Below are 26,616 nucleotides of genomic sequence, written 5' to 3'. Positions count from 1 at the left end.
TCAAAATCTGTTGTATATTATACAATTCATTGCAGCATGTCCAGCCTACTTTGGGCGGCAAGTCTTTTCCAGGCGTAACGTGAGGGGTCGCCGCGACTCCGAAACGCCTTTGAGACATTGCTCCTGGTCGGCGACGTCCCGACTTGGCTTGAATCTAGTCCATCGTCTCGGGGGTGCCGGGCGAGGGTAAGTCAGAGACCATCCTGACTCCATCGATAACGATCGGACTGGCGACGCCGTGGCGGCCATCGCGCTCGATCGCCATACCGCGAGCAAGGACCTGCGGGTTGGCAAAGACCTGGTCCAGTTCGTTGATCGGGCCAGCGGCGACGCCGATCGCCTCGAGCCGGTCGGCAAGTTCGTTCCGCAGCCAGGTGGCGGTCAAGTGCTCGAGGGCAGTGATCAGCTCTTCCCGGTTGCGGACCCGGCCGGGATTGGTGGCGAAGCGCGGGTCGCGATCAAGTCTCGTGTCCAGCACCCGGCACAGGTTTGCGAACTGGCTGTCGTTTCCTACCGCGATGATAAGGTCGCCGTCGCGGGTCGGAAATGCCTGATAGGGAACCAGATTGGCATGGCCGTTGCCGACACGGCGCGGAACGATGCCCGAAGTCATCCAGTTCATGGCCTGATTGGCCATGACGCTCACCTGGGTATCGAGCAAGGCCATGTCGATGTGGGCTCCGGTACCGGTTTCGTCTCGCCGGTAGAGCGCCGCGAGCACCGCCACCGCGCTGTAGACACCGGTGAAAAGATCGGCAGCGGCAATTCCGGCTTTCTGCGGTTCGCGTTGCGGCTCACCCGTCATCGACATCAGGCCGCCCATTGCCTGCGCGATGTAGTCATAGCCCGCGCGGTGCGCATAGGGACCGTTCTGGCCAAAGCCGGTGATCGAGCAGGTGATCAGGCGCGGATTGAGCTGGGCAAGCGCGGCATGGTCGAGCCCGTACTTGGCAAGCCCGCCGACCTTGTAATTCTCTATCATGATATCGGCACCGCAGGACAGCTGGCGCACTATTTCCTTGCCGTCGGGAGTGGAAATGTCGACCGCAACGGATCGTTTGCCGCGGTTTGCCGAATGGTAGTAGGCCGCCCCCAGATTCTCGCCTCGCTCAGACATGATGAACGGGGGGCCCCAGTGGCGGGTATCGTCGCCGCTGCCGGGTCGCTCGATCTTGATTACTTCGGCGCCCAGATCGGCAAGCAATTGGCCGCACCATGGGCCAGCCAGGATCCGGGCCAGTTCGAGTACCCGAATTCCGTGGAGAGGCTTGGCTACCGCAACGGCGGCCGGAGCTGGTTTCCATTCAAACTTTGCCATGAATTAGTCCGCTGACCGTGGGGTGAAGCGACCTTTCCAGTCTCTCGCCATGTCCCCCGCGGCCTTGGCCAGCGTGAAGGCATCGATCCCGACCGCCAGGAAGCGTGCGCCGCCATCCAGATATTGCTGCACCAGACGCTCATCTCGCGAGAGGATGCCGCAAGGAATGCTCGCCGCACGGCACCGGATGAGGGCCGCCTCGGTCACCTTAGCCAGCGCCGGGAAATTGTCGGCACCCAGCAAACCCAGCGATGCGGCCAGGTCGGCCGGGCCGACGAACAGCGCGTCGATCCCATCGACCGCAGCGATCGCTTCGAGGTTGTCGAGCGCCAGCGCCGTCTCGATCTGAAGGATGATGCACAGCTGTGCGTTGGCTTCGGCCACATAGGCGGGATAGCGACCCCAGCGAGCAGCACGGGCACCGCCGATGCCGCGATCGCCGTGCGGCGGATATCGCGAAGCTTTGACAATTGCCGCGGCTTGGTCAGCGGTCTCTACCATCGGCACCATGATCGTCTGTGCGCCGAGATCGAGGATCTGGTGAAGGATAACCGGATCGTGGCCGGGCACTCGCACAATTGCCGAACATGGCGGAGTGGCATCCACCGCACGCAACTGCTCGGCAATTCCAGGCAAGGTCTGGGCACCATGCTCGGCGTCGATAAGCACCCAGTCATAGCCCAAACCCGCACAAATTTCCGCAATGTTCGGACTGGCCAGAGCAAGCCAGAACCCCAGCTGGACCGGTCCTTCGGGCAACCCGGCCTTGAACCGGTTTTCGGGAGTCTGCATCACCGAGCCCTCTATACGAAGCGGAAGCCGATTGCGCCAAGCGGTCCGAAATCGGCATTGAACACGTCGCCTGACTTCACCTCTACCGGGCGGGTAAATGAGCCGCCCAGCACAGTCTCGCCGGCTTTCAGCGATTGCCCCCATGGCGCCAGCCGGTTGGCAAGCCAGGCCACCCCATTGGCGGGGTTGTTGAGCACGCCTGCGGCGACGCCGGTTTCCTCGATCACTGCATTGCGGCTCAGCATTGCACCGATCCAGCGCATGTCGATATTGTCGGGCCGCATCGGCAAGCCGCCAACGATGATCCCGGCATTGGCGGCGTTGTCGCTGATCGTATCCTGGACCCTGCGTCGCGCACCGGTTTCGGGATCGACCGGGTACGTCCGGCTGTCGATGATCTCGACCGCCGGGATGACGTATTCGGTCGCCTTCAGGACATCGAAGATCGTTACCCCGGGCCCTTCGATCTGTTTGCCCAGGACGAAGGCCAACTCGACTTCTACTTTCGGGGTAATGAACCTGCTGAACGGCACGTCACCACCCTGTGCGAAAACCATGTCGTCGAGGAGGGTGCCATAGTCCGGCTCGGTGATCCCTGCGGCCTGCTGCATCGCGCGCGAGGTCAGGCCGATCTTGTGCCCGTATACCGACCGACCTGCGGCAAGCTTGAGGTCAACCCATTGCTTGCTGATATGATAGCCGTCAGCGATCGTCATACCCGGATATCGCACGGAGAATTGCCGGATCTGCTCGCGGGACTGTTCGGCGTTGTTCAATTCCGATGCCAATGAAGCGATCAGCCTGGCATCAAGAGTCAACGCGGTTTGGTCGGAGCCACCGCTCTCGTCCCGATGATCGAAACTCATGATCCCTCCCAAATCCAGCAGATCAAGCAAATGCATTGCACAATAAACAATGACCGTCTAGAGCTTCGATGCTCCCCGCACAGGTCTCCGACCTGAAACACAAGGGCGGCGCTGAGCGAAAGAGCGACAAAATCTGGCGGAGAATCAGGATGCAGAAAGACACCACCGTAAGAGAAGAAAAGATCACGGGCCGGGGCTTGACCTCGCATACCCTGCTGGCGGGCGACCCCAGCAAGCCCGCGGTGCTGCTGTTGCACGGTGCAGGCCCCGGAGCGCATGCCGGATCAAACTGGCTGCACCTGATGCCCGATCTGGCTGAAAACTTCTTCGTGATCGCGCCCGACCTGATCGGCTTCGGCCAATCGGTGATTCCCGACCCTTGGCCGGACAATGTCATGGCCTGGATCGGCACCAGGGTAGAACAGTGCTTCGGGTTGCTAGACACCCTGGGAATCGAGAAGGCGCACGTCGTCGGCAATTCGATGGGCGGCGCGCTGACGTTGCAGATGATGAGCGAGGAACCGGACCGGATCGACCGGGTCGTGCTGATGGGCTCGATCGGCGCGCCCGGCCCGCGCACGCCGGAACTGGCGCGGCTGCTCTCGTTCTATTCCGATCCGCGTCCGGCCCGCTATCGCCAGTTGATGCACAGCTTCGCCCACGACGCTGACAAGTTCGAGGGCATGGAAGAAATCGTCAACAACCGCTACAAGATCGCGACCGATCCCGAGATCATGAAGACCGCGGTCGCAATGATCGATTCGATGAAACAGGGGATCGAGACACTCAACATGCCGCCTTCGATCCTTTCGAAGCTGCCGCACAAAGTACTGATCTTTCATGGTCGGCAGGACCGCATCGTTCCCTCTCGATACCAGCCTCTACCTGATCGAGCACCTGCAGCACGCCGAGCTCTACGTGCTCGACCGTTCGGGCCACTGGTCGCAGCTCGAGCGTTGGGATGTAATGCGCCCGATGCTGGAAATCCACTTCGGGGCGCGGACCTTCTGAGCGCATTTTGCAAGCCGTAGTGGACCTGCCGGACGGGCGGCGAAGCGGAGGCTTTGCTGCCCGTCCTTGTCTTGGGAGGTGGCGACAATGAACAGCTCCGCATCGGCATCCGGTCCGTTCTGGCAATTCTCACTGGAGGTCTACGCCCGGCCGCAGGTTGCCGACCTGTGCCTGGGATTGCAAGATGAGTACGGTTTTGATGTCAACATCGTGCTGCTGTGCCTGTGGCTGGCGCGAGACGAAGGCCGAACTGTGAGTCTGACGGAAATCCAAACGCTACGCGCGGGCGTGGCGGAACTGAACGAAAATCTGGTCTGGCCCATCCGGCAGGCGCGGCGGTGGGCGAGGACCAGGATCGACGTTGCGCCCGATTCGCAAGCACAAGCCGAATGCCGCGAGATCTACGCCAGCTTGAAGGCGATCGAACTGCGCGGGGAACGCTGCGTTCAATTGGTCTTGCTCGAATGCCTGCGGTGGGTTGGCATGGGATGTGCTAATCCGGCGGATATGGCTGCCCGTGCAAGTCTGGAAAGCTATCGGCAAGCAATCGCCGCTCCCGATGCGACCGGAGCGATCCTGGCGCAGCTGACAGTCAAGGCGTTTGCATAGGCGCCAAGGCTGGGGTCTGCCTCGGCGGCGCTGCTGTCTTGACGAACTTGTAGATTCCTTCGATTTGATCGTCGCTCAACTCGGTCGGCCGGAACGGCGGCATCTCGACAAGCCCTTGCCGGACCACCGACCGCAGATAGCCGAGTTCAAGATCCTTGCGGCCGATCAGGGCGGGCACCGGTCTGCCCAGTTGCTCGAGCAGCATGGTTCCAGGATGACCTGGTCCCGGATCATGACACCCGGCGCATTTCAGCGCGTAGTTTTCCGCGCCGTCGGGTTGTTCCGGACTCGGCGCCCTGGTGCAGGCACCAAGGACAGCAACGAGCGATAAGACTGCCAGCTTCTTCATCATGCCTCCAACTAAAACAGGCGCACGCGGCTTTAGGCCGATGTGAACAGGGAGGTCGGGTCGAGCGCTATCTTGACCCGGGCGTGCAAAGCGGAAAGGCCTTCAGACCCGAAAGTCTTGTCCACCGCGGCGCGCAGGCCGGGCTCGGCGATGATCTGGCCAAAACCGGCTTCGGCCTGCGCGGCGATCAAGGCTTCCGCGCATCCACGCGCCCGCGCGGCGCTATCGCCCTCGGAACTCGCGAACGGCAGAACCTGCCGGTGATTGGCCGAACGCCAAATTGCGACCGCTTCGCTCACCAGATCGAAGCCACTTTTGGCGCAGACATCGCGCGACAGCTCGTAGAGGCGCATGGCTTCCTCGCCATCGACCGGGCTGACCGGATTGGCGGTAAGCAACTGATCGCCGTTCCAGGAGGCGACATTGGCCGGAGCGGATGCCACCGTGCCGGTCATCGTGCCCATCCGCCAGGCCCACAGCCTGGGATCGATGCCCTTGCCATCGGTGATCACCCTGGCACCGGGGATCGACGAAAACGCGCCCTTGACCATGTTCCAAAGGATCGGGACATTCCCGGGTAGCCCGTAGAGCGCGCCATAGAGGTTCCAGTACCCCAGTCCGAGCGCCTCGCCCGCCGCCTTGACCGCGTTGGCCGCCATCGGCCCCTGACCCTCGAAGTCGCTCCGTTTCCTGCCAAGCAGCGCGGCTTCGTGCAGGGCGTTGCTCACGGCCACGCCGTTGGCCACGACCATGTTGAGCTTGAGCGGACCGAGCACGTCGAACAGCGCGGCGAGCCCGTCCTCGTCGGGCACGGAAACCATAAACGTCTGGTGGGCTGGCGGCTCGGGCATCATCCACATGCCAACCTTGGTTGGAACAGCGAAGTCCGACTGGGTGAACAACCCATCGACCCAGGGACCGTAGCCAAACTTGAACAGCTGCCAGCAGGTGCTCTTGGGCATCGCGCCCATCCCCGTGCGGACCAGCTTGCCATCGGCGAGCATGACCTCGAGCCCGCACTGCATCAGGAAATGGTCGGAATAGGGCGTGTAGCCTGGGTGGCGGCCGACAAAACTTGCGGCGACGCTCGCATCGGGATTGCCGGAATGATCTACCCACAGCTTGATGCCCTTTCCCCTGATGTGGGCATCCAGCTGCCGGAAGGTCACTCCCGGTTCGACCAGGCAATAGGCCAGCTCGCCATTTACCTCGAGGATTTGGTTCATCCGTTGGAGATCGAGCACGATCACCTTGTCCAGTCCGGCCTTTTCCAGCCCATAAGCGCCGTTGCACACGGGCTGCAGCACGCCGCCTGCGCCGCTGACCAGTTCCAGCGCCTTGGCGAGTTGGGCTTCATCGGCAGGCAGCACGATGCCGATCGGGGACGCCCCGACCGTGGCATAGCGAGCGAGTGTCTGCGGGCTCCGGTCAACCGCCGCAGCGCCCAAAGAGGCCTCGATTGCGGACAGCGCGGCCGTCTGACGAGCTTGATCGGTCATGATTGGTTCCCCGCGTGCCTATTGTTGGAGGATCTTGGGATAGCGATCGAGATTTGCGGCATCGACGGCGAAGTCCCCCGAACGGACCCCTGCGCCGATGGCGCTGGGCGGTTCGCTGTCACGCCACGAAAAGCAGCAGACCACGCAGCGATGGATCGTCCAGATAAGCGCGCCGGCTTCCACGCCCCGATAGTCCGCAACGGCACCGGCGCTTGAACAGCGCGGACAGGTCGTTTCGCTCATGCCGAAGCTCCTCCCTGCATGACCCGGATTTTCTTGCTCAGCGCGTCGATGTCGGGGCCGGTCGGCGGGTTGACGAGATGCGCTTCGCCGATCGGATCGGGGCGTAGATAGCTGGTCGCATCGATGATCAGGCGATGACCCTTGCCCGGGACGACCGCCGAGGGGTCGATCGGAACGGCGGGCATGTTGGGAAGGACGATGATGTCGTCGGCGCGGGTCCGGGTTGAAAGCGCCCACATCACCTGGTTGAGATCGAAGGGATCGACATCGGCATCGACCATGATCAGGTTCTTGAGGTACATGATCCCGTGCGGCGTGCTCAGCGCGCGCAGAGCTACGGTCTTCGCAAATCCGGCCATTCGGTTCTTGACCGAAATGATCCCGGTTAGCCCGTGCTGGTAGAGGGCGTTGACCGCAGTGACCTCGGGGAAGTTCTGGCGCAGCTGAGCATAGATCGGTGCCGAGGTGTGCAGTCCGATCAAGGTGTCGTGCTCGGTCCAACCGCGACCGATGTAGATATTCTCGAAGATCGGGTCCCGGCGATGTGACACCGCCGTGACCTTGAAGATCGGTGCCTTCCGCACCCCGCTGTAGGAACCGGGGAATTCGCCGAATGGTCCTTCCAGCACCCGTTCGCCCAGTTGCATTTCGGCCTCGATGACGATTTCGCTGTCGGCGAGAATATCGATGCCGTTGCCCGACTTGGTCAGGCGAATCGGCGCGCCCATCATCGCCGAGGCATAGGAATATTCGGATTCCTCATAGCCGATCGGAGTTGCGGCGAACACGGCCAGGCCAGGATGGTTGCCCAACATGACCGCGATCTTCAGCGGCAACCCGGTGCGCTCGGCCGCCATAATCTGCCTGCCCATGTCATGCGAGGGAATGGTCATCAGCGTGAAGCTGTCCGGCCCCTGCAGCTGCAGGCGATAGATGCCGACATTCTGCTTGCCGAAATCGGCCGGATCTTCCGGATCGCGCGAGGCGACAGAGGCCTTGCCCAGATAGAAGCCGCCATCGTACTCGTTGATGCGATAGACGGGAAGAATGTCATAGAGATTGATCCCGGATTCGACCCGGCATTCGTGGATTGGGGCTTGTGCTTCCGGGACGTAGCTGATCTGCGCCTCGGCATCGCCCCAGCGGCCGACGATTTCGAAGAACAGCTCGCGGATCGACGTGCCCTTCGGGCGGCCGAGCAGCAGCGCGATATTGTCCCACGAACCGTGGACGCCCACCGCCGTCCGCTTGCCCGGGTAACCGGCGATGTTGTCAAAAACGATCGCAGGCGCGCCGTTCGCATCGCGCGATGCGGCAACCGCGACATTGCGCACGTCAGGTTCAGGCATCACCCGCTCGCTCCACGTGATCGCTTGGCCGGCCTCTTCGAGCAGCGCGAGGAAATCGCGCAGCGAAGTAATCTCGCGGGCCCGTTTGGCGATGTCAGTCATGTCTGCTTCCTTCTGCACGGCTGTTCAATGACCCCCGGGAGCAGCCGTCGCGGACTGGATCGTCACCCACTTCCACTCGGTCATGATTTCCAGATCGGTTTCGGTGCCTTCGCGCCCGAAGCCCGAAGCCTTCGTCCCGCCGAAGGGAACGTGCGGTTCGTCGTGCAGAGTCGGGGCATTGATATGGACCATCCCGGCTTCGGCGCGGCGGGCAAAGTGCAACGCCTTATCGAGGTCGCGCGTGAAGATGGAGGCGCTCAGGCCGTATTCGGTGTCGTTCGCCAGCTCGATCGCATCCTCAAGTGTATCGAAGGGATAGAGCGACGTGACCGGGCCGAATGTTTCTTCGGCAAACACGGTCATGTCCGCGGTGACGCCGCTCAGCACCGTGGCCGCGCAGCTGTTGCCGCTCCATTGGGCACCGGCCAGCACCTCGGCACCCTTGGTGCGGGCATCGTCAATATGGCGGCGCACCCGCTCGCGCTGGCGTTCGGAAATGATCGGCCCTAGCATGGTGCCGGGCTCTCGCAGTTCGCCGACCTTGGCCTTCGCCGTCGCGGCTGCGAAGGCGTGGGAAAAAGCCTCGAAGATCGGGCGTTCGACATAGATGCGCGAGGCACCCATGCAGACCTGGCCCTGGTACATGAAGATGCTGAACAGCGCGGCACCGACCGCTTTTTCGATATCGGCATCGGCGCAGACAATCAGCGGACTCTTGCCGCCGAGTTCGAGGGTGTATTTCTTGAGGGATTTCGCGGCTATCCCAGCGATATGCTTGCCCACCCGCGACGAACCGGTGAAGGTGATCGAGGCAATCTTGGGGTGTCCGGTGAGGACATCGCCGATTTCCGCGCCGTTGCCGTAGACCACGTTGAACAGGCCGTCAGGAACCCCGGCCTCGCTCCACAATGCGGCAAGCAAGTCGGCAATGCGGGGCGCCGCTTCGGAGGGGAGGAGCACGAAGGCATTGCCTGTCGCCAAGGCCATGGCCGATTGCTTGATGCCCTTGATCAACGGCACGTTGAACGGGGTGATCCCCGCCACCACGCCGACCGGATGGCGCAGACTCATGCTGAACCGTCCCGGCGTGTCCGAGGGGATCGTTTCACCCCGGATGCGACGGGGAACCCCGGTCGCGGCCCGCAGGAAATTGACCGCGAAGCGGGTCTCAAATCCGGCCTTGGCAATCGGCGAGCCGATTTCATCCACCAGTACGTCCTGAAACAGCGCGGCGTCGCGCTCCATGATCTCCGCAGCCTTGGCCATCCATCCCTCGCGCACCGCAGCGGTCATGTCGCGGTGTTTGAGGAACGCCTGATGGGCCGTTTCGACGGCGCGATCGACATCGTCTGCGTTGCCGACCGCCACCCTTGCGTAGCAACTGTCGTCGATCGGGTTGAGATCGTCGAAATAGGTGCCGCTGCCGGGCGCAACCACGCATCCGCCAATCCAGTGATCCAGGTTTTTCATCGTCCTTCAATCCTTGCGTGTGGCGAACGTCATCCCGCGTCGATCAGGCGGGCGTGCGCATGGATTTGGGCCAGATGCCCTGCTTGCCCGGCGAGAAAATCCCGTTGGGATCCAGGACGTCCTTCAGGCGGTGATGCAGATCCCACAGTGCGCCGTCGTTGTGTTTGTAGGTCTTGGCGATCTGGTCCATGAAGGCGAGGTGGGTACGGTACTCGCCGAAACCCGCCGCCGCGGCTTCATCGACCAGCAGGCCGAACAGGTTGTAAGCACTCTTGCGCATGGCCTCGTCGGCACGGTCGTACATGATCATTAGGATGTGATGCATGTCGCGCCAGCCGACCAGGAATTCGCCGATGTAGTCGAAGCCGTGATCGTGGCAGCGCTGCTTGATCAGGTTGTACTGGGCGAGCGCTTCGGAGCCGCTTGGCGCGGAGATCGGCGAGAAATTGATGTGCCCGCCGCCGCCGATCCAGTTCATGATGCTGAATTCGGTCATGTTCGGTTCGCCGCGCATTAGCCGCACGCGGTAGTCCCAAGCGGGATCGTTTTCGCGATCGAAGTAGACCTTGGCGCCGGGGATGCTCATCAGGGCCTCCTCGACGATCTTCCAGTTGTTCTCGATCACCGGGGGAGGACCGTAGAGCGCGCCATAGTAGTTCCACATCCCCAGGTGCAGGTCCGAGGCGATCTTGGCGCGGATCGACGGGGGCAGGGGGCCTTTGCCGTCGAAATAATGGCGGCGCGTGGTCTTGGCCGAGGCTTCCCACAAAAGATCGACCGCGACGGCGGCGTTGGGAATGATCTGGTTGACCTTGAGCGGGCGGGTGATCTCGAAGATCGCCTCAAGATCCTCCTCGCGCTGGTAAGTGATCATGAAGGGCTTGTAGCCGGGCGGTTCGGGCATCAGCCAGATGCCCATCTTGGTCACCACGCCGAAGTTGGACTGGGTGAACATTCCGTCGAACTGGGGGCCGGCGGCGTGCTTGGTTACCTGCCAGTGCTTCGAGCCGGCCAGCGCGCCTTGGCCGGTGCGGACCACCTCACCGTCGGCCAGCACGACCTCCATCCCGCACTGCATGATGAAATGGTCGCCATAGGGCGTGTAGCCAGCCCCATGTTCAAGCGCGTTGCCCATGACCCCGCCCCAGGCGGGGGCGGCCGGGTCGATCCACAGCTTGCTGCCGATCTGGCGCAGGTGTCGGTAGAGCTGCATGTAGGACACGCCCGGCTCGACCAGGGCGTAGCCATATTTCTCGTTGACCTCGATCACCATGTTCATGCGCCGCAGGTCGAGCATCACGTAACCTGTCTGGCGCGGGGCCGGACCACCGTAAGCAAAATTGCGACCGGTCCCGATCGTCCAGATCGGGATTCTGTAGGCGTTGACGATCTTGAGAATCTTCTTGATCTCTTCGACGCCATTAGGTGCAACCGCGGCGGAAGGCAGCATTACTCCATCGGCGAGCGGCGAATAGGCATCGCGATAGGCCGACAGCGGCAGGTTATCGACGAACACCCAGTCCTTGCCGACGATCGCGGACAGCTCGTCGAGCGCCCTTGCGAACGCAGCGGCTTCCACCCCGTGGGGAACAATGCGGCTCACGGCTGGACTCCTCCGATCTCATAGGCCCACGACACCAACATGCCGGGGCTGCTAGGGGCCAGGGCGCAGGTGCCTGAATCGCAGGTGTTAGGGCGGCGTTCGGATTTGCCGCCGATGGCATCGCGCACCTCGTGCGCCACTGCCACAGGCCACGCGAGCGTGGCGTTTTTGAGCAGGCGCGGAGCGCCCTCGGTTTGATGGTGCCATTGGCCCAAGGCGTAGTCATGCTTCCAGGTTAGGCGAGGATTGGCCCCACGCTCGACCAGCAACTGGCTTGCGATCATCGCGACCGGATCGGAGGTCAGGCCGACGATCAGCCCGGCGGTATCCTCGAGTTCGTGCAGAAGGCCGCCGAGCGACCGGTCGATCCGGATGATCCGTGCCGTCGTGCCTGAAGCGGCAAAGGCAGAAACGAACTGCCGGCTTTCCGGAATGGCACTCTCCTCGACGAGGGTTACGAGCCGGTTCCGCGCCGATGCCGGGCCGGACAGGCCGTTAAGTCCCGCCGCGACCGCTCCCAGGGCTCCGGCTCCCAGCACTTCACGGCGCCCAACATTCCAAGTCATCATGCCTGCCTTTCAATCGTTGCGGGAACCGGTGTGGCATCGGCGCCCTCTTTGGTCAGTCCCTGCCAGCGCTCGGCCACATTGCGATGTACGCCGAACAGGTCGAGCACCCGCATGCTGCTGTGATTGACTATCGCATCGATGCCGTCCGGGCGGGCGTAGAACGCGGGTACGGGAGGAAACACCACCGCGCCCATTTCCGTGCACGCAACCATGTTGCGCAGGTGCGCCAAGTTGAGCGGCGTTTCGCGGGTCATCAAGACCAGCCTGCGACGCTCCTTCAGCATGACGTCGGCCGCACGAGTAATCAGATTGTCGGACAGGCCGTTGGCGACTGCAGCCAAGGTCCGCATCGAGCACGGGGCGATTACCATCCCGTCACACAGGAACGAGCCGCTGGCGATGCTAGCGCCGACGTTGCGAACACTGTGCACGACATCTGCGGCGGCCTCGATCAGCCTGCGACCATCGGGAATTTCCTCGCGAATGTTCAGCAATGCCGCTTGTGACAGGACCAGGTGGGTTTCCCAGCCACCTTGGTCCCTCAACATCTCTAGCAGCCGAAGCCCGTAGACCGAACCGGTCGCTCCGGTAAGCGCGACGACAATGCGCTTCACCACGCAGCGCCCGCGACAGGCGCCAGGGCGCGAGCATCATTCGCGATGTTTAGCTTGGCGGCCATTCCAGATTCATTCTCCCTGCGCCATTATGCAATACATTACACATTGAGCAAGGAAAAAAGTACCTTCGCAGACGTCCCGGAAGCTCCCGAGACGGTCAGGCTTGCACTTGCCCGGACAGGCCGAGACTGATCGTTTTGAGTTCGAGGTATTCCGCGATCCCGTGACGCGATCCTTCCCGCCCTAGACCCGATTCCCTGATCCCGCCGAACGGCGCTGTTTCGGTCGACACGACCCCGGTGTTGATGGCGACCATGCCGAACTCAAGGGCCTCGGCCATGCGCCAGAACCGGTCCATGTCGCGCGTAAAGGCATAGGCGGCCAGGCCCGAACGGGTGCGATTCGCAAGAGCGAGTGCCTCGGCTTCGGATTTGAAGCGGAATAGCGGAGCGACCGGCCCGAAGGTCTCCTCACCGGCCAGCCGCATGGCCTCAGTCGCGCCCACCAGCACGGTCGGCTGGTGAAACAGCTCGCCCGCATCGTGGTGCTGGCCGCCCGTAACGACGCGGGCCCCGTGTCGTACCGCATCATCGACATGGTCCCGCACCTTCCGGTACGCGGCGGGTGTGATCAGGGGCCCCTGGTCGGTGTCCCCTTCCAAGCCGTTGCCGACCCGGAACTCTGCGACCCTGGCCGCCAGAGCCTCGGCGAACCGGTCATGGATTCCGTCCTGCACCAGGATCCGGTTTGCGCAGATGCAGGTCTGGCCAGTGTTGCGAAACTTCGAAGTGATCGCACCAGCCACCGCAACGTCGAGGTCGGCGTCGTCGAAGACGATCAGCGGTGCGTTCCCGCCAAGCTCCATTGACACCCGTTTAAGCGTCGTGGCGCACTGCGCGGTCAACACCTTGCCGACCGCGGTCGAGCCGGTGAAGGTGAATTTAGCTACATCGGGATGGCTCGTCAGGACACTGCCGATTTCTGGTGCGTCGCCGGCGATCACGTTGAACACGCCCGGTGGAATGCCGGCTTCCAGCGCGAGCCGGGCCAGAGCGAAGGCGGTCAGCGGGGTGAGTTCGGAGGCCTTAAGCGTGACCGTGCAACCGGAGGCAAGCGCTGGTGCAACCTTGCGAGTGATCATCGCGGCGGGAAAGTTCCACGGCGTAATCGCGCCGACCACACCAACCGGCTGCTTGATCACCAGGATGCGGCGATCGCGCGCGCTGGGGATAATCTCGCCGTAGGTGCGTCTCGCTTCTTCCGCAAACCATTCAACGAAACCGGCGGCATAGTCGATCTCGCCGCGCGCTTCGGACAGCGGCTTGCCTTGCTCGGCGGTCATCAGGCGAGCTAGATCGTCGCGACTTTGGATAATCAATCCACGCCAAGCTTGCAGCATACCCGCGCGTTCGGCGGCGGCGAGGCATCGCCATGATTGCAAGGCTTCGACATTGTACTTGATCGCGCGCATCGCCTCGCTCGCACCCAAGCGGGGGATCACGGTGATCGTCTCGCCGGTCGCTGGATTGAGGACCGGAATGACCTGCTCAGTTGTTGCGGCGCACACGCCGCCGATGATCGGCAGTCCCTCGAGGAACGCGCTCTGCGATAGGAAGGGGGTGGAGATTGGCATGGATCGGCCCCTTTAAACGAGCGACACGGCGCCCGTCGGCTTACAGGAAAACGGGGTTAGAACCGCACCAGTGGCTCCACCCCTTCTTGGCTCCGCCTTGAACGCTACGCGCCTCGCGAAGCTGTCCTTATTGCCCTTTCGTCCGCCGTCGAACAGGTAGCGCTCGTAGCCGTCACGAATTTCGTACGATGCAACAGCGCGCAGCGCCAGCGAGTCGCTGATCAGAATGGTAATCACGCTTGGGCATCAATACGATTGAAGGGCCCAGTGGTGGCCTCGAGTTTGAGCTCGAACTTGTGGCTCGGCTGGTCGGTGTTGACCAAGATCACGCCGCCAGAAGTGTTCTTGCCAAATAAGGTTCCCTGCGGACCGCGCAGGATCTGTACGCTGCCGATGTCCGACATGTCGAGCAGGCTGTCGACCGAACGGCCGACGTAAACTCCATCGACGTAAATGCCGACATCGGGATCGACGGTGATGTAGCAATCGGTCTGGTCGACGCCGCAAATGAACGCGGTAAGCGACGCGCGCGACCCCGAGATGTTGCCAACCAGCTGAATATTTACGTTGGGCGCATGGGAGGTAACCTGAGCGACGTTGGCAATCTGCCGGTCCTCGATCATGGCTCCGCTTGTCGCGGTGATCGCGACGCGGGTTTCCTCAGCGTTCTCCTCGCGTTTGCGCGCGGTGACGACGATCGTACCCAGGCTGCCACAGTCCTCGCACTCCTGAGCGGCGACGCCAGCGTCCGCGGCCTTATGCGCCAAGGCAGCGACCGGCGTCATTGCCATGTAGCAAAGTGCAATGCAGCTGCTGGCAGGCTCTAGGCGGCGACCGCTAAATGTCGTTGTATTTATTTTTAGTGAATGTCCCACTAAAAAGTCCTTGGTTTACGTACTTACATTATTATATACCATCATCGTCGCTAATATTCATCATTTTATCAAATAATTCTCAAGGAAATCCAGGCGATCATTGCCCCAGAAAATTTGATCATCGACAAACATCATAGGAGCCCCAAAGACGCCGCGCTGATATGCCATGCTGCGCACCTTCCGGTATTCATTCTGCCCGAGCGATGATTCGACAAAAGCAATGGCTGCGTCGGGATCCAAGCCGGTCTCGACGGCACACGCGCGCAGTTCGTCACGATCGCGCGGATCGATGCCCAAGCCCCAGATGCGGTGAAACGCTGCAGCGACGAACAGCTCGGCGTTGCCCTGTTCGCGGGCATAAAGGGTCGCGCAGTTCCAGTCGGCGCAGGCAAAGCTGGCCGGAAACCGCAAGCGAACCTCGTACTTCGCCGCCCAGCGTTCCAGATCGGCCATCATGACCTTGATCTTGGGGGGGACCTCGCGATTGGACGGGCCATAGTTTCCGGCCGCGATCTTAGCTTCCGGAATGTCGATCGGCCAAAAGTCGAGTTCACACTCGGTCCGGCGGGCAAGGGCTGGCAGCTTCAACTGCGCAAGGTAGCTGAAGGGGCTGATGAAATCGAAATAGAAGTCGATGGTGCGGGTCATCGCGCGGTTCCGTAACCCACCAGCTTTTCGTAATTTTGCCAGAAGCCGACGATTGCTCCTTCGGTAACCAGATGGTCCGCATCTTCGGCGCGCCCCCACCCATGGCGATGTAGGAGGTTGCCTGGTTTTCGCCTACAATCGCGTTTTGGACGATTTCGACCGCTTCACCGTCCTCCATCGAGATTAGTCCGGCAGGACCGATCAAGTTGGCCTGCTTAAGCCGGATCGCCTGCATTTCAGCATCGTCGTCGGCATAGCCGAAATGGGTCCACACCAATTCGAACGCATCGGTGCCCTTTGTCACTATCTGGCGCACAGCCAAAGTGTTCTGGATCTGCTGGAGCACCAAGTTAGGAAACACCGCAAGGATGACAAGGGTGACTCCATCGTCGAATTCCTGCCGACCCACGAGCAGCGATTTGTCCTGCAGTTTGAATTTGGTGTCGAACGTACGGGAGTTACCGTAGGCCTGCTGATCGGCGGCATCGTCGTTGCTGGCGGCAATCGAATAGAGCAGCGAATGGCGCTTGTTTGCGTCCATCACGCTCTTGCCCGTCTGGGTTGAGCGATAGAGCCCAAAGGTGTTGTGGAACAGGTGCAGCAGGCTGGCGTGGTAGGGATCGCGGGTGTTTTCCGCGTAGAGCTTCCAATTGCCGTGAACGATCTGTCGCTGATCGCCAAGTACTTTGATCGGCTTGCACATGATGCGCTCGATCTGTTCGACGACGATTGGCCCGAGGAAATCGCGCAGCGGTTCGACCGTCTCCGAGAAACTGGCGAAGACCAGCCCGCCTACGGAATCCGCCCGCAACTTCTTGAGGCCGTGTTGCTGCATATCGAAATCGCCCGGCATGCCGCCCTGGCCCTTGAGCCCTCGGCGGAACGGGACGCCGATTAGGTTGCCTTCGAGGTCGTAGGCCCACTGGTGGTAAACGCATTCGAGGTTGGGGCGATTGCCGCGGACCTCACGGCAGACCAGGGCACCGCGGTGCGCGCAGCGGTTGACCACGACATGGACCATGCCGGCGCTGGCCCGGGTGACGATAACCGGGGTCTCGCCGATAAACGTCGACTTGAAGTCGCCGGGTTCGGACACTTCTGCTTCCAGCGCAACGAACGACCAGGTCTCGCCCTTGAAAATGTTCTCCTGCTCGCGCTGGTAATAGTCCGGGTCGGTGAAAACCCGGTAGGGGACACGGCAGCCCCCACCGGCCACCGGTTGCAATGTCGTTATCGCATTCGGTGTCGTATTGTTCATGAACATTATCCCGAAATCAGACTAAATTGGGCGAACCATCATCGTATCGATGAGATTTGTGTCAAATACAGCAAGCTTCGAACGAAAAAAAGGACGATCGCCGCTACAATCTACTTCATCGATATACTTGCCACAATTGTAGATGATGGTACGTCCATCGGTGCGGGTCATCAGTACAGCATAGTTGGTCTGGACCTTTACCTGCAGTCCGATCGTTGAAATCAGGCGCGACGGCCCGAGAATGTGACGGTAACTGTGTACGGGATAGATGTTCGCCTTGCGTAGCGAAACAATCCGATCGACCAGCATGCCGCGGCTGTCGCAGAATACGGCCGCAATGCTCAGGTTGCGCTCAAAATTCTCGCGGGCAATCACGGTGTAGTTGCAGTCGGTCGCAAATAGTTCCGGCCATTCTTCCAGCCGATCGTCGTCGATCAGCTCGGCGTGAAGCGAATTGAGTTCGGTGGCCAGCTGCTGCAATTGCAGTCGATGGGAGGCGGCAAATTCCACTTACACACCGCCTTCCGGCTTATCTATCGCTACCCACCCGTCTTCTATGGTCATCGGGTAGGTTCTCAGCGCGACTTTGCAGGGAAATGCTTTGGCCGCCCCGGTGGCGATATCGAAGGATCCGCCATGGAAGGGGCATTCAATAATGCCGCCATCCTGATAACCGTCGGTCAGCATCGCGTTGCCGTGGGTGCAAACGTTGTCCGTGACGAAGACCTGGCCGTGCACGTTGTAGACGGCCAGCGCCGGTATCCCTTCAAGAAAAATGGCGACTGGTTCGCCATCCTTGACGTCCGCCACTTGGCAAAGGCGTAGTTTGTTCGCCATCGTGCTACTAAATCCTCGAAAAGGGGATTAAATCTCTCCCACAGCCGTTTAGAGCAGCGAGATGTCCATCCCGTAGCCCGGCGCTTCGTTGCCGTGGCCAAAAATGTCCCGCGTGTAGTATTCCTGCTGGGCGGAAGCCTTACGGGCACCCCAGCCGAACTCCCAGAGCCAGCCGGACGGATTCGCGCAATAGAAGGTCAGAGCCTGGTCGTTGGCGTGCTTGCCAAGTTGCAGCGCCACGTCAATCTGACGCGCACGCACGATGTCATGGGCAAGGCCGAGATCGTCGAGCTCGGCATACTCGAACATCAGGTGGTTGATGCGCTTCTCCATTGGGCCCAGACCGAAAGCGACCGAGTGCTGCCGCTCGTTGCAATGCATGAAGTAGGGCGAGGCAACCATGCCGTTGGGTAGTTGCAGGTGGTATTCCACCGATCCGCGCAGGCCGAGCAGGCCATAGAAACTCGCGGCAGCCTCGACATCGTCCTGGCGTAGAATGCAGTGGCCAACGCCTTCGGAGCCTGTCACGAATTTACCGAACATTGCCCGGCCTGGGTGGAACGGCTTGTATGCATCGACCTGCGGGCCATAGAAGATTTCGGTCGGATTGCCGCCCGGATCGACCAGTTTGGCCAAGCCCAGCACGCGCCGTTCGCCAGCTTCGGCATCGCTGGACACAGTCACCGCAATTCTTGCAGCAATCAGTTTCTCGATCAATGCCGTGAATTCGACGGGACCGGCGACACGCCACCCCAGGTAAGCGAGATCGTCCTGGCCATCGGCAATCAAGGCAATGCGATGATGCCACTGGTCCATGCGCAGATAGAGGCGATCACCTTCACCCTCGTCGACGATCTCCATGCCCGCGATTTCGGTGGCGTAGGCACGCCAACTGTCGAGATTCGATACGGACAGGCCAAGATACCCAAGTTCGGTGACAACTGACATCGTCTCAATCTCCCTCAGATTGCACGGTTTTCCGCGCCTAGTTGCGTCGATTTTTGTGGAGCCGATACCGGTATCGCCCCGTGTGAATTGCTGGCTTGGCTATCGCTGAATACACCAATGTGCAATACGTTGCACGAAATTAATCAATCGTGTACGGACGGTGCGACAGGCCTGGCCGGTCGATTCGCTCCGTCGGAGTATCGACAGCGTGGTTCACGGGTTGTGTCATCGGCCCCTCAACGCAGACACGATGGGCCGGACAGGGATTGAGCCGCGGGAGAGAGGAAGTATGCAAGCAACGGAAAAGCGCGTCGGAAGGATTGCCGACCTGCAAGCCTTGCGCGACCGATTGCAATCGTGGTTGGTTAAGGATCAATCCCGGGGGATCTACCAGATCGACCGCGCTGCGTTCACCGACGCCGAGATCTACGAGATCGAGCTCAAGCACTTTTTCGAGCGAAACTGGGTGTTTCTCGCCCACGAAAGCCAGGTGGCGAAGCCGCATGATTTCATCACGACCAGGATTGGCAGGGTCCCGGTCCTGATCACCCGCGACCGGTCAGGTGCGCTGCGCGGCATGATCAACGCTTGCGCTCACCGAGGCGCGCGCGTTTGCCGCGAAAAGGCCGGCAACAAAAAGAACTTCATGTGCCCATTTCACGGCTGGACCTATTCGTCGGCTGGGGATTTGCTCGACGTCACCGAAGAAAGGACGGGAGGGTACAGCGCCGGGTTCAACCGCGCCGATTTCGGCTTGCCGCAGATTGCACACCTCGAGAGCTATCGCGGCTTCATCTTCGGCAGTCTGGCGGACGACGTTCTGCCGCTCGAGGATTATCTGGCAGGATCGAAGGCTTTCATCGACCTGCTGGTCGACCAGTCGCAGCAAGGAGCGCTCGAGGTTCTGCCTGGCGCCACGCGGTACCGCTACCGGGGAAACTGGAAGATGCAGGTCGAAAACGGACTCGACGGGTATCACGTGAGCACCGTGCACGCGAATTACTTCATGGCGGTACAGCGTCGCGTCGAGGGAGAATCCAGTAACGAAACGAAAGCAATCGATTTTTCGAATTTCAATCAACAGGATGGTGGTTCATTCTCCTTCCAGAATGGTCACTCCGTGCTGTGGGCGGACTATGCTAACTACCGGGATCGCCCGAATTTCAGCGTTCTTGACTGGCTGGTCGCCAACCATGGGGAAGAGCGGGCGTTGTGGATGAACAAGCGCATCCGCAACCTGCAGCTATTTCCCAACGTCTTTCTGATGGATCAGACCAGCACCCAGGTCAGGATAATCCAGCCGATCGCGGTCGATGAAACCGAAGTGACCACTTATTGCATCGCGCCGGTCGGAGAGAGCGATGAGGCGCGGGCCTTGCGAATCCGTCAATATGAGGATTTTTTCAACGCCAGCGGCATGGCGACGCCCGACGATCTGACCGAATTCAACAATTGCCAGGTTGGCTTTGCTGCTGGCGCGGGGCTGTTCAACGATATGTCGCGCGGTTCGACCCGTTGGGAGGAGGGGCGGGGCAAATTTGGCGAAAGGCTGGAAGTGGAGGCTCTTCGGAGTAGCCCTGCGGTGGCCGACGAGGGCCTGTATGTCGCGATCCACGATGAATGGATCAAGCGGATGAATGCGGCAATCGACCAGGAATGTGCCGACCTGATCGCGCTCGGAGAAGCGGAGTCTGCGCAATGACCAACGCCGATACCCAATGGCTGGCAGTCACCCGATTTCTTGGCCATGAAGCATTCATGCTCGACAAAAAGGATTGGGACGGCTGGCTCGGCCTTTATACCGAGGACGCGGTCTACTGGGTACCAGCATGGGATGATCACGAACGCCTGACCGCGGATCCCAATCGGGAAATTTCGCTGATCTACTACCCCAACCGGGGCGGATTGGAAGACCGCGTGTTCCGGATACGTACCGGTCGTTCTTCGGCCAGCACGCCGGGTGCCCGCACGTCGCACATGTTCACCCTGCTATCGGTGGCGGACAAAGGCGATCTGGTTCAGGCTCGTAGCTCGTGGAGCGTGACCTCCGTGCTTGAAGGAGCGGTAACGACCTACCACGGCTCGGCGCAGTACGAACTGATCCCGGCCCGCGATTCGTTCCTGATCCAGCGCAAGGAAACCATCGTCATCAACGACCTCGCCCAGACCATGCTCGATGTCTACAGCATCTGACGTCGCAATGGCATCGCGCCCAGGCAGGCCTGTCGTTGGCACGATGATCGGCGATCCCGCCGGGATCGGTCCAGAGGTCGCCGTCAAGGCCCTGGCGAGCGGTTCGGTCCACGAAGTGTCCATTCCGGTCTTGTTGGGATCGACCGCCGCGGTCGAGCGCGCTATCGACATGATCGGAGCCAATGTCCGGGTCAGACCGATGCGCAGGTTCGAGAAGCCGAGCGACGATCCCGGTGTGATCGACGTAGTCGATACCGGCGCTTTGCCGCCCGGCGTCCTGCCGCTCCGGGAAGACACGGAAATCGCCGGACACGCCACCGCGCAATGGCTTGACGAGCTCGATGCCCTGGCGCGGGACGGTTCCTTCGCGGCGACCATAATGGGACCAATCAGCACCGGGTCGCTCAAGATGGCAGGCAAGCTGCACAAGGTAATCAGCCCGACCCCGGGCGAAAGCTATTTGGTATTGCTTACCGGGCCGCTGCGCGTCGCGCACCTGACCGATCACATGCCACTGCGGCAGGTGATTGATGTCATCACAACCGACCTGGTGGAGGGGGCCATCGGCCAGGTCAACGATGCCATGCGCTCGTGGGGCATTGCCTGTCCCCGCATCGCCGTGGCCGGGCTCAATCCGCACGCCATGGGCGACGAGGAGCGGCTGGAGATCGCGCCAGGGGTCGAACGGGCCCGGGCGAAAGGGATTGCGGTGGAGGGGCCGATCGCTCCGGATTCGGTGTTTCGCCAATGTATCGAGGGTCGGTACGACATGGTCCTCGCCATGTGCCACGATCAGGGCCACATCGCCGTCAAGACCTGGGGTTTTTCGGGCAACTGCGTGATCATGATGGGTCCACCCTATCTCCACATGTCGGTCGCCCACGGTACTGCCTACGATATTGTCGGCACCGGCAAGGCGGATGCCGCCATGATGCTGAGCGCTATGCTGACCTGCGGCCGGCTTGCCGCGGGGCGGGGCTTCACCGGGGGAACGGAATGAGCGTCGAAAACAGGATGGGTGCCCGCCCATCCCTGCCGACCGGAGTCGATTACGGCGTTTATCACAGTCCGAAAATCTTTGCGGCGGAACAGCGCAAGGTTTTTCAGGGACGCACCTGGTGCTATCTGGGTCTCGAAGCCGAAATCCCCGATCCGGGCGACTTCAGGGCAACCCACGTCGGGGAAACCCCCGTGGTCCTTGTGCGCGGGCTCGATTGGAAGGTAAATGCCTGGGTCAACCGCTGCGCGCACAAGGGTGCAACCGTGTGCCGCTCGCTACGCGGCAACCAGGCCGACGGTGCCTTTGTATGCGTCTACCACCAGTGGGCTTACGACGCCGAAGGGACGCTGGTCGGCGTCCCGTTCCGGCGCGGTCTCAAAGGTGTCGGCGGCTACGGAAAGGACTTCGATCCGGCCAACCACTCGCTCGAAAAACTCCGGGTCGAATCCTACAAGGGCATGGTGTTCGGCACGTTTTCATCCGAGGTCGAGCCGCTCGAAGAGTTTCTCGGCCCGGTGATGCGCAAGTACGTCGATCGGGTTCTCCAACGCCCGATCAAGGTGCTCGGCTACGCCCGCCAGCACATGGCCGGGAACTGGAAGCTCTATTCGGAAAACAGCCGCGACAGTTATCACGGGGCACTGCTGCACCTGTTCTATCCGACCTTCGGTATCTATCGGCAGAGCCAGGACAGCGCGGGGGAGCTTGCCGAGCAGGGGTTCCACAGCGTCTTCACCGTGGCCAAGCCTAAGGGCGACGTCGATTACGGCTCCTTCGGCGACGAAGCCAATCGCGAGATGCAAGGCACGGCGCAGCTCCAGGATGAAAGCCTGTTGCAGTTCCGCCCCGAGATTGACGACGATATCGGTCTGCACATCCAGTCGCTGTTCCCTTCGGTGGTGCTCCAGCAGATCCAGAATACGTTGGCGACCCGCCAAATCGTGACCCACGGGGTCGATCAGACCGAGCTGGTCTGGACCTATTTCGGCTATGCCGACGATGACGAGGAAACCACCCGTCACCGCTTACGCAACTTAAACCTGGTCGGCCCTTCCGGCCTGATTTCGATGGAGGACGGCGAGGCGGTGGAACTGTGCCAGCAGGGCACTGTTGGGGCTGAAGGCAAGTACAATTTCATCAAAATGGGCGGCGACGATGTCCGCGGGTATTATGCCCCGATGGGCATGGATGAAAATGCCGTGCGCGGGTTCTGGAAAGGATATTTGGACCTAATGGGCAACGCGTTGGCCACTTTCGACAAGCAGATGGTGGCGTGATCTCAGTCGATCCCGTGCTGCAAGGCCAAGTCGATTCGCTCAATGCCGCCTATGGGCTGTGCCTTGACGACGGCAGGCTTGAGGAATGGCCCGCGTTCTTTGTCGATGACTGCCTCTATCAGGTAATTGCAAGGGAGAATGTGGACAACGGTCTGCCTGCGGCAGTCATGTATTGCGACAGCAAGGGCATGCTTGTCGATCGGGTTGTGGCCTTGCGCCGCGCCAATGTCTTCCCCGAACATTTCAGCCGCCACCTAATCTCGCGAGCGGTGATCGCCGGGATTAAAGGAGAGACGGTGACGGCGCAGGCCAGCTATGCGGTATTGCAAACCCGCAATGATGGTGAAACGCGCATCTACAACGCGGGCAAATACATTGACATGCTGATCGTGAAGGAAGGCGCGGCAAAGTTGGTGAGCCGGACGTGCGTCTACGACACTCACCGCATCGCCACCTTGCTGGCAACGCCGATCTGACCACCGGTCAGAAGCAACAAAATTCAATCAGGCGAAAATCAATGAAACTCTTCATCAGCCCAGGGGCCTGCTCGCTCGCACCGCACATCGCACTTCGCGAAATCGGTGCGGATTTCGAAACGGTCAAGGTCGATCTAGGGACCCGCAAGGCCGAGACCGGCGACGATTTTCTCGCGGTCAATTCGACAGGCAAGGTTCCGGCCCTCTTGCTGGAAAATGGCGATATCCTCACGGAGAATCCTGCCATCCTGCTCTATATCGCTGATCAAGACTCCCAAGTCGGTCTTGTCCCGCGCGAGGGCAGTTTCGGGCGTTACCAGCTGCTCAGCCGCCTGAGCTTTCTTGGCTCCGAGTTTCACAAGGCGTTTGTCCCGCTGTTCACGCCCGGAACGTCGGACGAAAACAGGGCCGCAGCAACTGTGGCTGTCAAGAATCATCTCGCCGCGCTTGAACAGGAACTTGCCAGCAAGGATCACTACGCAGGCGAAGCCTACAGCGTGGCCGACATCTACCTGTTCGTGATGCTCGGCTGGCCGGGCCATGTTGGCATCGACATGGCCGCCTATCCCGCTCTGGGCGCCTACGCCGGAAAAATCGCGCAACGGCCCGCCGTTGGGGCGGCGCTCAAGGCGGAAGGCCTGGTTTGAGCGAGCCGCGCTGGTGTTGAATTTGGGTTTAGTGAGATTGAAATCATTCTCCATTTGCAAACGCATTCTTTGTGGTGCAATACTGCGTTGGAGTCGCAGCGGTGTGACGTGATCCGTTTCCATCATTTGCCCCACCGGGCGTTGGCGGAGGCGCAAGCAGATATGTTTGGGAGAGCTATGGTTACCGCTACAAACGACGTGGCACGTCCCGAGATCGGCAAGTCGCTGATCGTTGGTGGCAGTGCGACCAATTATCACGACGTCGGCGAAGGCGCGCCAATCTTGCTGGTGCACGGGTCAGGACCGGGCGTGACAGCCTGGGCCAACTGGCGGTTGAACTTGCCCGATCTGGCCAAGTCGTTTCGCGTCATCGCTCCCGATATGTTCGGGTTCGGCTATTCCGACTCCAAGGGGCGTATCGAAGACAAGCGGATCTGGGTCGATCAGGTGGCGTCGCTGCTCGATGTCCTCGGCATCGACAAGGTGTCGATGGTCGGAAACTCTTTTGGCGGCGCAATCACGCTAGCCTTCATGATAGCCCATCCCGATCGGGTCGAGCGGGCCGTCCTGATGGGACCCGCAGGGCTGGATTTCCCGATAACCCCGGCGCTCGAACAGGTTTGGGGGTACACGCCTTCGCTCGACGACATGCGCGCATCGCTCAAGTATCTCGCTTGGGATCACGGCAGACTGACCGAGGACCTGATTCAGTCGCGCTACGAAGCGAGCGTTCGCCCGGGAGCGCACGAGCCCTATCACGCCACCTTCGGCGGTGCCGATCGGCAGCACAATATTGCAATGCTGGCGAGCCGCGAGGAAGATATCGCCGCGCTTCGTCACGAAGTGCTGATTCTGCATGGCCTCGTCGACCAGGTCATTCCGCTGGAATCAACGGTGCGCCTCGCGGGCCTGTTGCCACGGGCCGATCTGCACGTCTTCGCTGAGTGCGGGCATTGGGTACAGATCGAGCGGATGGCGAGCTTCAACCGCATGGTGACCGAGTTTTTCAAGAGCGGCCTCAAAGGCTGACGGACAAGGAGAACTGAAATGGCGCTTACCGGAGTACTTCGCCCTGGCTATGTGCAGCTGCGGGTTCTGGACCTCGACGAGGCGATCCAGCACTACCGTGACCGCATCGGTCTCAACCTTGTCAGCGTCGAAGACGGGCGTGCCTTCTTCCAGGCGTTCGACGAATTCGACCGTCATAGCATCATTCTGCGCGAAGCGGATTCGCCCGGGTTCGACCGGATGGCGTTCAAGGTCGCCAAGGATTCCGATCTCGATCACTTTGCCGAACGCCTGCTCGACATGGGCGTCCACGTCGATATCATCCCGGCCGGCGAGGATCCCGGGGTCGGACGCAAGATCCGCTTCAACTCCCCGACCGGTCACGTGTTCGATCTCTATGCGGAGATGTCGCTGTCGGAAACCGGGCCGGCAGTCCGCAATCCTGATATCTGGATCGCCGAGCCGCGAGGCATGCGCGCAACCCGCTTCGATCACTGCGCCCTGAACGGGGTGGACATTTCCGCAAGCGCCAAGATCTTTGTTGAGGCGCTGGACTTTTCGGTCACCGAGGAACTGGTTGAAGAGGGGTCGGGAACGCGCTTGGGCATTTTTCTGTCGTGCAGCAACAAGGCGCATGACGTAGCGTTCCTGGGTTATCCGGAAAATGGACGGATCCATCACACCTCGTTCTTCCTCGAATCCTGGCACGATGTCGGACATGCGGCGGACATCATCAGCCGCTACGATATCTCGCTCGACATCGGACCGACACGCCACGGGATTACCCGCGGGCAGACGATCTACTTTTTCGATCCGTCGGGTAATCGAAACGAGACCTTCAGCGGAGGGTATTTCTACTATCCCGACAATCCGCGCCGGATGTGGCAGGCCGAGAATGCCGGCAAGGCGATCTTCTACTACGAGAAGGCGCTCAACGACCGCTTCATGACGGTGAACACCTGACCATGGACGGTGTGGCGACGATCCGGACGCTCGGACACGACCTCGCGGTACGGGCGGTTTCGGCCGCCGTTGCCGAAGGGGCCGGCCTGGGTTGTCCGGTGGTCGCCACCGTCATCGGTGCCAGCGGTGAATTGACGGCGCTGCTGCGGGCTGTCGGCGCACCATTTCCCTCTTCGCAGATCGCCCAGGACAAGGCCTCCACGGCCGCCAGCTTCCGCCTGCCGACACCGGACCTTTACCGTTTGGTTTCAGGCAACCCGGCTCTGAGCAGCGGACTCGCGGCAAGGCCAGGGATTGCAATGTTTGGCGGGGGCTTGCCGATCGAGATCGCCGGCGAGTTTGTCGGTGCGATCGGCGTTTCGGGGGGATCGGAAGAACAGGACATTGCCTGTGCCAAAGCCGGTCTCGCCGCGATCGGCGCCAGGCAGCATTGAGCGCCCGGTGCGCCGCTTGGAA

The 26,616-nt window shown here is 61.1% G+C and carries 28 protein-coding genes and 1 pseudogene; 11 read left to right on the top strand and 18 right to left on the bottom strand.

The annotated features are described in order from the left end of the window. Positions 1-154: 154 nt before the first annotated feature. Genes GKE62_RS05245 through hpaH form a run of 3 tightly spaced genes read right to left on the bottom strand, consistent with a single transcriptional unit; the run spans position 155 to position 2,976 of the window. The gene (locus GKE62_RS05245) at positions 155-1,318 is read right to left on the bottom strand and encodes a CaiB/BaiF CoA-transferase family protein (protein ID WP_154691319.1); all 1,164 of its coding nucleotides are present in this window, start codon (positions 1,316-1,318) and stop codon (positions 155-157) included. A 3-nt stretch (positions 1,319-1,321) separates the two neighbouring features. Next, positions 1,322-2,110, bottom strand: coding sequence for an HpcH/HpaI aldolase/citrate lyase family protein (locus tag GKE62_RS05240; protein WP_154691318.1), 789 nt, complete (start codon positions 2,108-2,110; stop codon positions 1,322-1,324). Positions 2,111-2,121: 11 nt separating this feature from the next. Next, positions 2,122-2,976: a 2-oxo-hept-4-ene-1,7-dioate hydratase gene (gene hpaH / locus GKE62_RS05235; protein ID WP_154691317.1), complete on the bottom strand. Its 855-nt coding sequence runs from the start codon at positions 2,974-2,976 to the stop codon at positions 2,122-2,124. Positions 2,977-3,125: 149 nt separating this feature from the next. Here hpaH and GKE62_RS05230 point away from each other — a divergent pair, with 149 nt between their 5' ends. Continuing rightward, positions 3,126-4,007, top strand: a complete 882-nt coding sequence (locus GKE62_RS05230) for an alpha/beta fold hydrolase (RefSeq protein WP_230206930.1) — start codon at positions 3,126-3,128, stop codon at positions 4,005-4,007. Positions 4,008-4,074: 67 nt separating this feature from the next. Continuing rightward, positions 4,075-4,596 carry a TIGR02444 family protein gene (locus tag GKE62_RS05225; RefSeq protein WP_154691316.1) on the top strand — a complete coding sequence of 174 codons (522 nt, stop codon included), beginning with the start codon at positions 4,075-4,077 and terminating at the stop codon, positions 4,594-4,596. Here GKE62_RS05225 and GKE62_RS05220 read toward each other — a convergent pair. From GKE62_RS05220 to bphC, 15 genes and pseudogenes are all read right to left on the bottom strand, one after another. Further along, positions 4,580-4,948, bottom strand: a complete 369-nt coding sequence (locus GKE62_RS05220) for a cytochrome c (RefSeq protein ID WP_230206929.1) — start codon at positions 4,946-4,948, stop codon at positions 4,580-4,582. The two genes, GKE62_RS05225 and GKE62_RS05220, sit on opposite strands and share 17 nt — an antisense overlap. Before the next feature lie 29 nt (positions 4,949-4,977). Beyond that, complete coding sequence (locus GKE62_RS05215; RefSeq protein WP_154691314.1) at positions 4,978-6,444, bottom strand: FAD-binding oxidoreductase; 1,467 nt, start codon at positions 6,442-6,444, stop codon at positions 4,978-4,980. 18 nt (positions 6,445-6,462) lie between these two features. Continuing rightward, on the bottom strand, positions 6,463-6,687 hold the full coding sequence (locus tag GKE62_RS05210) for a non-oxidative hydroxyarylic acid decarboxylases subunit D (protein WP_154691313.1): 225 nt from the start codon (positions 6,685-6,687) through the stop codon (positions 6,463-6,465). Next, positions 6,684-8,138: a non-oxidative hydroxyarylic acid decarboxylases subunit C gene (locus GKE62_RS05205; protein ID WP_154691312.1), complete on the bottom strand. Its 1,455-nt coding sequence runs from the start codon at positions 8,136-8,138 to the stop codon at positions 6,684-6,686. Before GKE62_RS05205 ends, GKE62_RS05210 begins: the two co-directional genes overlap by 4 nt. A 24-nt stretch (positions 8,139-8,162) precedes the next feature. Then, positions 8,163-9,608 carry an aldehyde dehydrogenase family protein gene (locus tag GKE62_RS05200; protein ID WP_154691311.1) on the bottom strand — a complete coding sequence of 482 codons (1,446 nt, stop codon included), beginning with the start codon at positions 9,606-9,608 and terminating at the stop codon, positions 8,163-8,165. A gap of 43 nt (positions 9,609-9,651) precedes the next feature. Then, the gene (locus tag GKE62_RS05195) at positions 9,652-11,211 is read right to left on the bottom strand and encodes an FAD-binding oxidoreductase (protein ID WP_154691310.1); all 1,560 of its coding nucleotides are present in this window, start codon (positions 11,209-11,211) and stop codon (positions 9,652-9,654) included. Then, on the bottom strand, positions 11,208-11,750 hold the full coding sequence (locus GKE62_RS05190) for a hypothetical protein (RefSeq protein ID WP_230206928.1): 543 nt from the start codon (positions 11,748-11,750) through the stop codon (positions 11,208-11,210). Before GKE62_RS05190 ends, GKE62_RS05195 begins: the two co-directional genes overlap by 4 nt. 26 nt (positions 11,751-11,776) lie before the next feature. Next, complete coding sequence (locus GKE62_RS05185) at positions 11,777-12,394, bottom strand: UbiX family flavin prenyltransferase (RefSeq protein WP_154691308.1); 618 nt, start codon at positions 12,392-12,394, stop codon at positions 11,777-11,779. Positions 12,395-12,554: 160 nt separating this feature from the next. Continuing rightward, positions 12,555-14,030: an NAD-dependent succinate-semialdehyde dehydrogenase gene (locus GKE62_RS05180; RefSeq protein WP_154691307.1), complete on the bottom strand. Its 1,476-nt coding sequence runs from the start codon at positions 14,028-14,030 to the stop codon at positions 12,555-12,557. 233 nt (positions 14,031-14,263) lie between these two features. Beyond that, positions 14,264-14,821: a TonB-dependent receptor plug domain-containing protein gene (locus GKE62_RS05175; RefSeq protein WP_230206927.1), complete on the bottom strand. Its 558-nt coding sequence runs from the start codon at positions 14,819-14,821 to the stop codon at positions 14,264-14,266. Between the two features lie 144 nt (positions 14,822-14,965). Next, complete coding sequence (locus GKE62_RS05170; RefSeq protein ID WP_154691306.1) at positions 14,966-15,553, bottom strand: 2-hydroxychromene-2-carboxylate isomerase; 588 nt, start codon at positions 15,551-15,553, stop codon at positions 14,966-14,968. Next, positions 15,550-16,811, bottom strand: a pseudogene (locus tag GKE62_RS05165) (Rieske 2Fe-2S domain-containing protein). The gene GKE62_RS05170 and the pseudogene GKE62_RS05165 overlap by 4 nt, the downstream one beginning before the upstream one ends. Positions 16,812-16,832: 21 nt before the next feature. Next, on the bottom strand, positions 16,833-17,321 hold the full coding sequence (locus GKE62_RS05160) for an aromatic-ring-hydroxylating dioxygenase subunit beta (RefSeq protein WP_154691305.1): 489 nt from the start codon (positions 17,319-17,321) through the stop codon (positions 16,833-16,835). Beyond that, entirely contained in the window at positions 17,322-17,648 is a 327-nt protein-coding gene (locus GKE62_RS05155) for a non-heme iron oxygenase ferredoxin subunit (protein WP_154691304.1), read from the bottom strand. Positions 17,649-17,696: 48 nt separating this feature from the next. Continuing rightward, positions 17,697-18,596: a biphenyl-2,3-diol 1,2-dioxygenase gene (gene bphC, locus GKE62_RS05150; RefSeq protein ID WP_154691303.1), complete on the bottom strand. Its 900-nt coding sequence runs from the start codon at positions 18,594-18,596 to the stop codon at positions 17,697-17,699. 289 nt (positions 18,597-18,885) lie between these two features. On the opposite strand from bphC, the gene GKE62_RS05145 reads away from it, so the two are divergent. The 9 genes from GKE62_RS05145 to GKE62_RS05105 all read left to right on the top strand — a co-directional run bounded on the left by GKE62_RS05145 (position 18,886) and on the right by GKE62_RS05105 (position 26,594). After that, positions 18,886-20,298: an SRPBCC family protein gene (locus GKE62_RS05145; RefSeq protein WP_154691302.1), complete on the top strand. Its 1,413-nt coding sequence runs from the start codon at positions 18,886-18,888 to the stop codon at positions 20,296-20,298. Beyond that, on the top strand, positions 20,295-20,789 hold the full coding sequence (locus GKE62_RS05140; protein ID WP_154691301.1) for an aromatic-ring-hydroxylating dioxygenase subunit beta: 495 nt from the start codon (positions 20,295-20,297) through the stop codon (positions 20,787-20,789). Before GKE62_RS05145 ends, GKE62_RS05140 begins: the two co-directional genes overlap by 4 nt. Positions 20,790-20,832: 43 nt before the next feature. Continuing rightward, positions 20,833-21,789: a PdxA family protein gene (locus GKE62_RS05135; protein ID WP_230206925.1), complete on the top strand. Its 957-nt coding sequence runs from the start codon at positions 20,833-20,835 to the stop codon at positions 21,787-21,789. Continuing rightward, positions 21,786-23,066 (top strand): aromatic ring-hydroxylating dioxygenase subunit alpha, encoded by a 1,281-nt coding sequence (locus tag GKE62_RS05130; protein ID WP_154691299.1) that lies wholly within the window; start codon positions 21,786-21,788, stop codon positions 23,064-23,066. The genes GKE62_RS05135 and GKE62_RS05130 overlap by 4 nt, the downstream gene beginning before the upstream one ends. After that, positions 23,063-23,542 carry an aromatic-ring-hydroxylating dioxygenase subunit beta gene (locus tag GKE62_RS05125; protein ID WP_154691298.1) on the top strand — a complete coding sequence of 160 codons (480 nt, stop codon included), beginning with the start codon at positions 23,063-23,065 and terminating at the stop codon, positions 23,540-23,542. Before GKE62_RS05130 ends, GKE62_RS05125 begins: the two co-directional genes overlap by 4 nt. 41 nt (positions 23,543-23,583) lie before the next feature. After that, on the top strand, positions 23,584-24,189 hold the full coding sequence (gene gstA, locus GKE62_RS05120) for a glutathione transferase GstA (RefSeq protein ID WP_154691297.1): 606 nt from the start codon (positions 23,584-23,586) through the stop codon (positions 24,187-24,189). A gap of 177 nt (positions 24,190-24,366) precedes the next feature. Then, positions 24,367-25,218, top strand: a complete 852-nt coding sequence (locus GKE62_RS05115) for an alpha/beta fold hydrolase (protein WP_154693569.1) — start codon at positions 24,367-24,369, stop codon at positions 25,216-25,218. An 18-nt stretch (positions 25,219-25,236) separates the two neighbouring features. Further along, positions 25,237-26,160, top strand: coding sequence for a catechol 2,3-dioxygenase (locus GKE62_RS05110; RefSeq protein WP_154691296.1), 924 nt, complete (start codon positions 25,237-25,239; stop codon positions 26,158-26,160). Positions 26,161-26,162: 2 nt separating this feature from the next. After that, entirely contained in the window at positions 26,163-26,594 is a 432-nt protein-coding gene (locus GKE62_RS05105; protein ID WP_154691295.1) for a heme-binding protein, read from the top strand. Positions 26,595-26,616 lie beyond the last annotated feature (22 nt).

The sequence above is a fragment of the Novosphingobium sp. Gsoil 351 genome, from assembly GCF_009707465.1.
Lineage (GTDB): Bacteria > Pseudomonadota > Alphaproteobacteria > Sphingomonadales > Sphingomonadaceae > Novosphingobium.
This window is presented reverse-complemented; position numbering and strand designations above follow the sequence as displayed.

Bases quoted from the DNA above. Each gene is read 5' to 3' on its own strand.
- GKE62_RS05200 (WP_154691311.1), bottom strand. From the start codon at position 9,608: ATGAAAAACCTGGATCACTGGATTGGCGGATGCGTGGTTGCGCCCGGC.
- GKE62_RS05225 (WP_154691316.1), top strand. From the start codon at position 4,075: ATGAACAGCTCCGCATCGGCATCCGGTCCGTTCTGGCAATTCTCACTG.
- GKE62_RS05210 (WP_154691313.1), bottom strand. From the start codon at position 6,687: ATGAGCGAAACGACCTGTCCGCGCTGTTCAAGCGCCGGTGCCGTTGCG.
- gstA (WP_154691297.1), top strand. From the start codon at position 23,584: ATGAAACTCTTCATCAGCCCAGGGGCCTGCTCGCTCGCACCGCACATC.
- bphC (WP_154691303.1), bottom strand. From the start codon at position 18,596: ATGTCAGTTGTCACCGAACTTGGGTATCTTGGCCTGTCCGTATCGAAT.
- GKE62_RS05110 (WP_154691296.1), top strand. From the start codon at position 25,237: ATGGCGCTTACCGGAGTACTTCGCCCTGGCTATGTGCAGCTGCGGGTT.
- GKE62_RS05130 (WP_154691299.1), top strand. From the start codon at position 21,786: ATGAGCGTCGAAAACAGGATGGGTGCCCGCCCATCCCTGCCGACCGGA.
- GKE62_RS05170 (WP_154691306.1), bottom strand. From the start codon at position 15,553: ATGACCCGCACCATCGACTTCTATTTCGATTTCATCAGCCCCTTCAGC.
- GKE62_RS05135 (WP_230206925.1), top strand. From the start codon at position 20,833: ATGATCGGCGATCCCGCCGGGATCGGTCCAGAGGTCGCCGTCAAGGCC.
- hpaH (WP_154691317.1), bottom strand. From the start codon at position 2,976: ATGAGTTTCGATCATCGGGACGAGAGCGGTGGCTCCGACCAAACCGCG.
- GKE62_RS05105 (WP_154691295.1), top strand. From the start codon at position 26,163: ATGGACGGTGTGGCGACGATCCGGACGCTCGGACACGACCTCGCGGTA.
- GKE62_RS05180 (WP_154691307.1), bottom strand. From the start codon at position 14,030: ATGCCAATCTCCACCCCCTTCCTATCGCAGAGCGCGTTCCTCGAGGGA.
- GKE62_RS05140 (WP_154691301.1), top strand. From the start codon at position 20,295: ATGACCAACGCCGATACCCAATGGCTGGCAGTCACCCGATTTCTTGGC.
- GKE62_RS05215 (WP_154691314.1), bottom strand. From the start codon at position 6,444: ATGACCGATCAAGCTCGTCAGACGGCCGCGCTGTCCGCAATCGAGGCC.
- GKE62_RS05220 (WP_230206929.1), bottom strand. From the start codon at position 4,948: ATGATGAAGAAGCTGGCAGTCTTATCGCTCGTTGCTGTCCTTGGTGCC.
- GKE62_RS05205 (WP_154691312.1), bottom strand. From the start codon at position 8,138: ATGACTGACATCGCCAAACGGGCCCGCGAGATTACTTCGCTGCGCGAT.
- GKE62_RS05230 (WP_230206930.1), top strand. From the start codon at position 3,126: ATGCAGAAAGACACCACCGTAAGAGAAGAAAAGATCACGGGCCGGGGC.
- GKE62_RS05175 (WP_230206927.1), bottom strand. From the start codon at position 14,821: ATGGCAATGACGCCGGTCGCTGCCTTGGCGCATAAGGCCGCGGACGCT.
- GKE62_RS05155 (WP_154691304.1), bottom strand. From the start codon at position 17,648: ATGGCGAACAAACTACGCCTTTGCCAAGTGGCGGACGTCAAGGATGGC.
- GKE62_RS05245 (WP_154691319.1), bottom strand. From the start codon at position 1,318: ATGGCAAAGTTTGAATGGAAACCAGCTCCGGCCGCCGTTGCGGTAGCC.
- GKE62_RS05145 (WP_154691302.1), top strand. From the start codon at position 18,886: ATGCAAGCAACGGAAAAGCGCGTCGGAAGGATTGCCGACCTGCAAGCC.
- GKE62_RS05115 (WP_154693569.1), top strand. From the start codon at position 24,367: ATGGTTACCGCTACAAACGACGTGGCACGTCCCGAGATCGGCAAGTCG.
- GKE62_RS05240 (WP_154691318.1), bottom strand. From the start codon at position 2,110: ATGCAGACTCCCGAAAACCGGTTCAAGGCCGGGTTGCCCGAAGGACCG.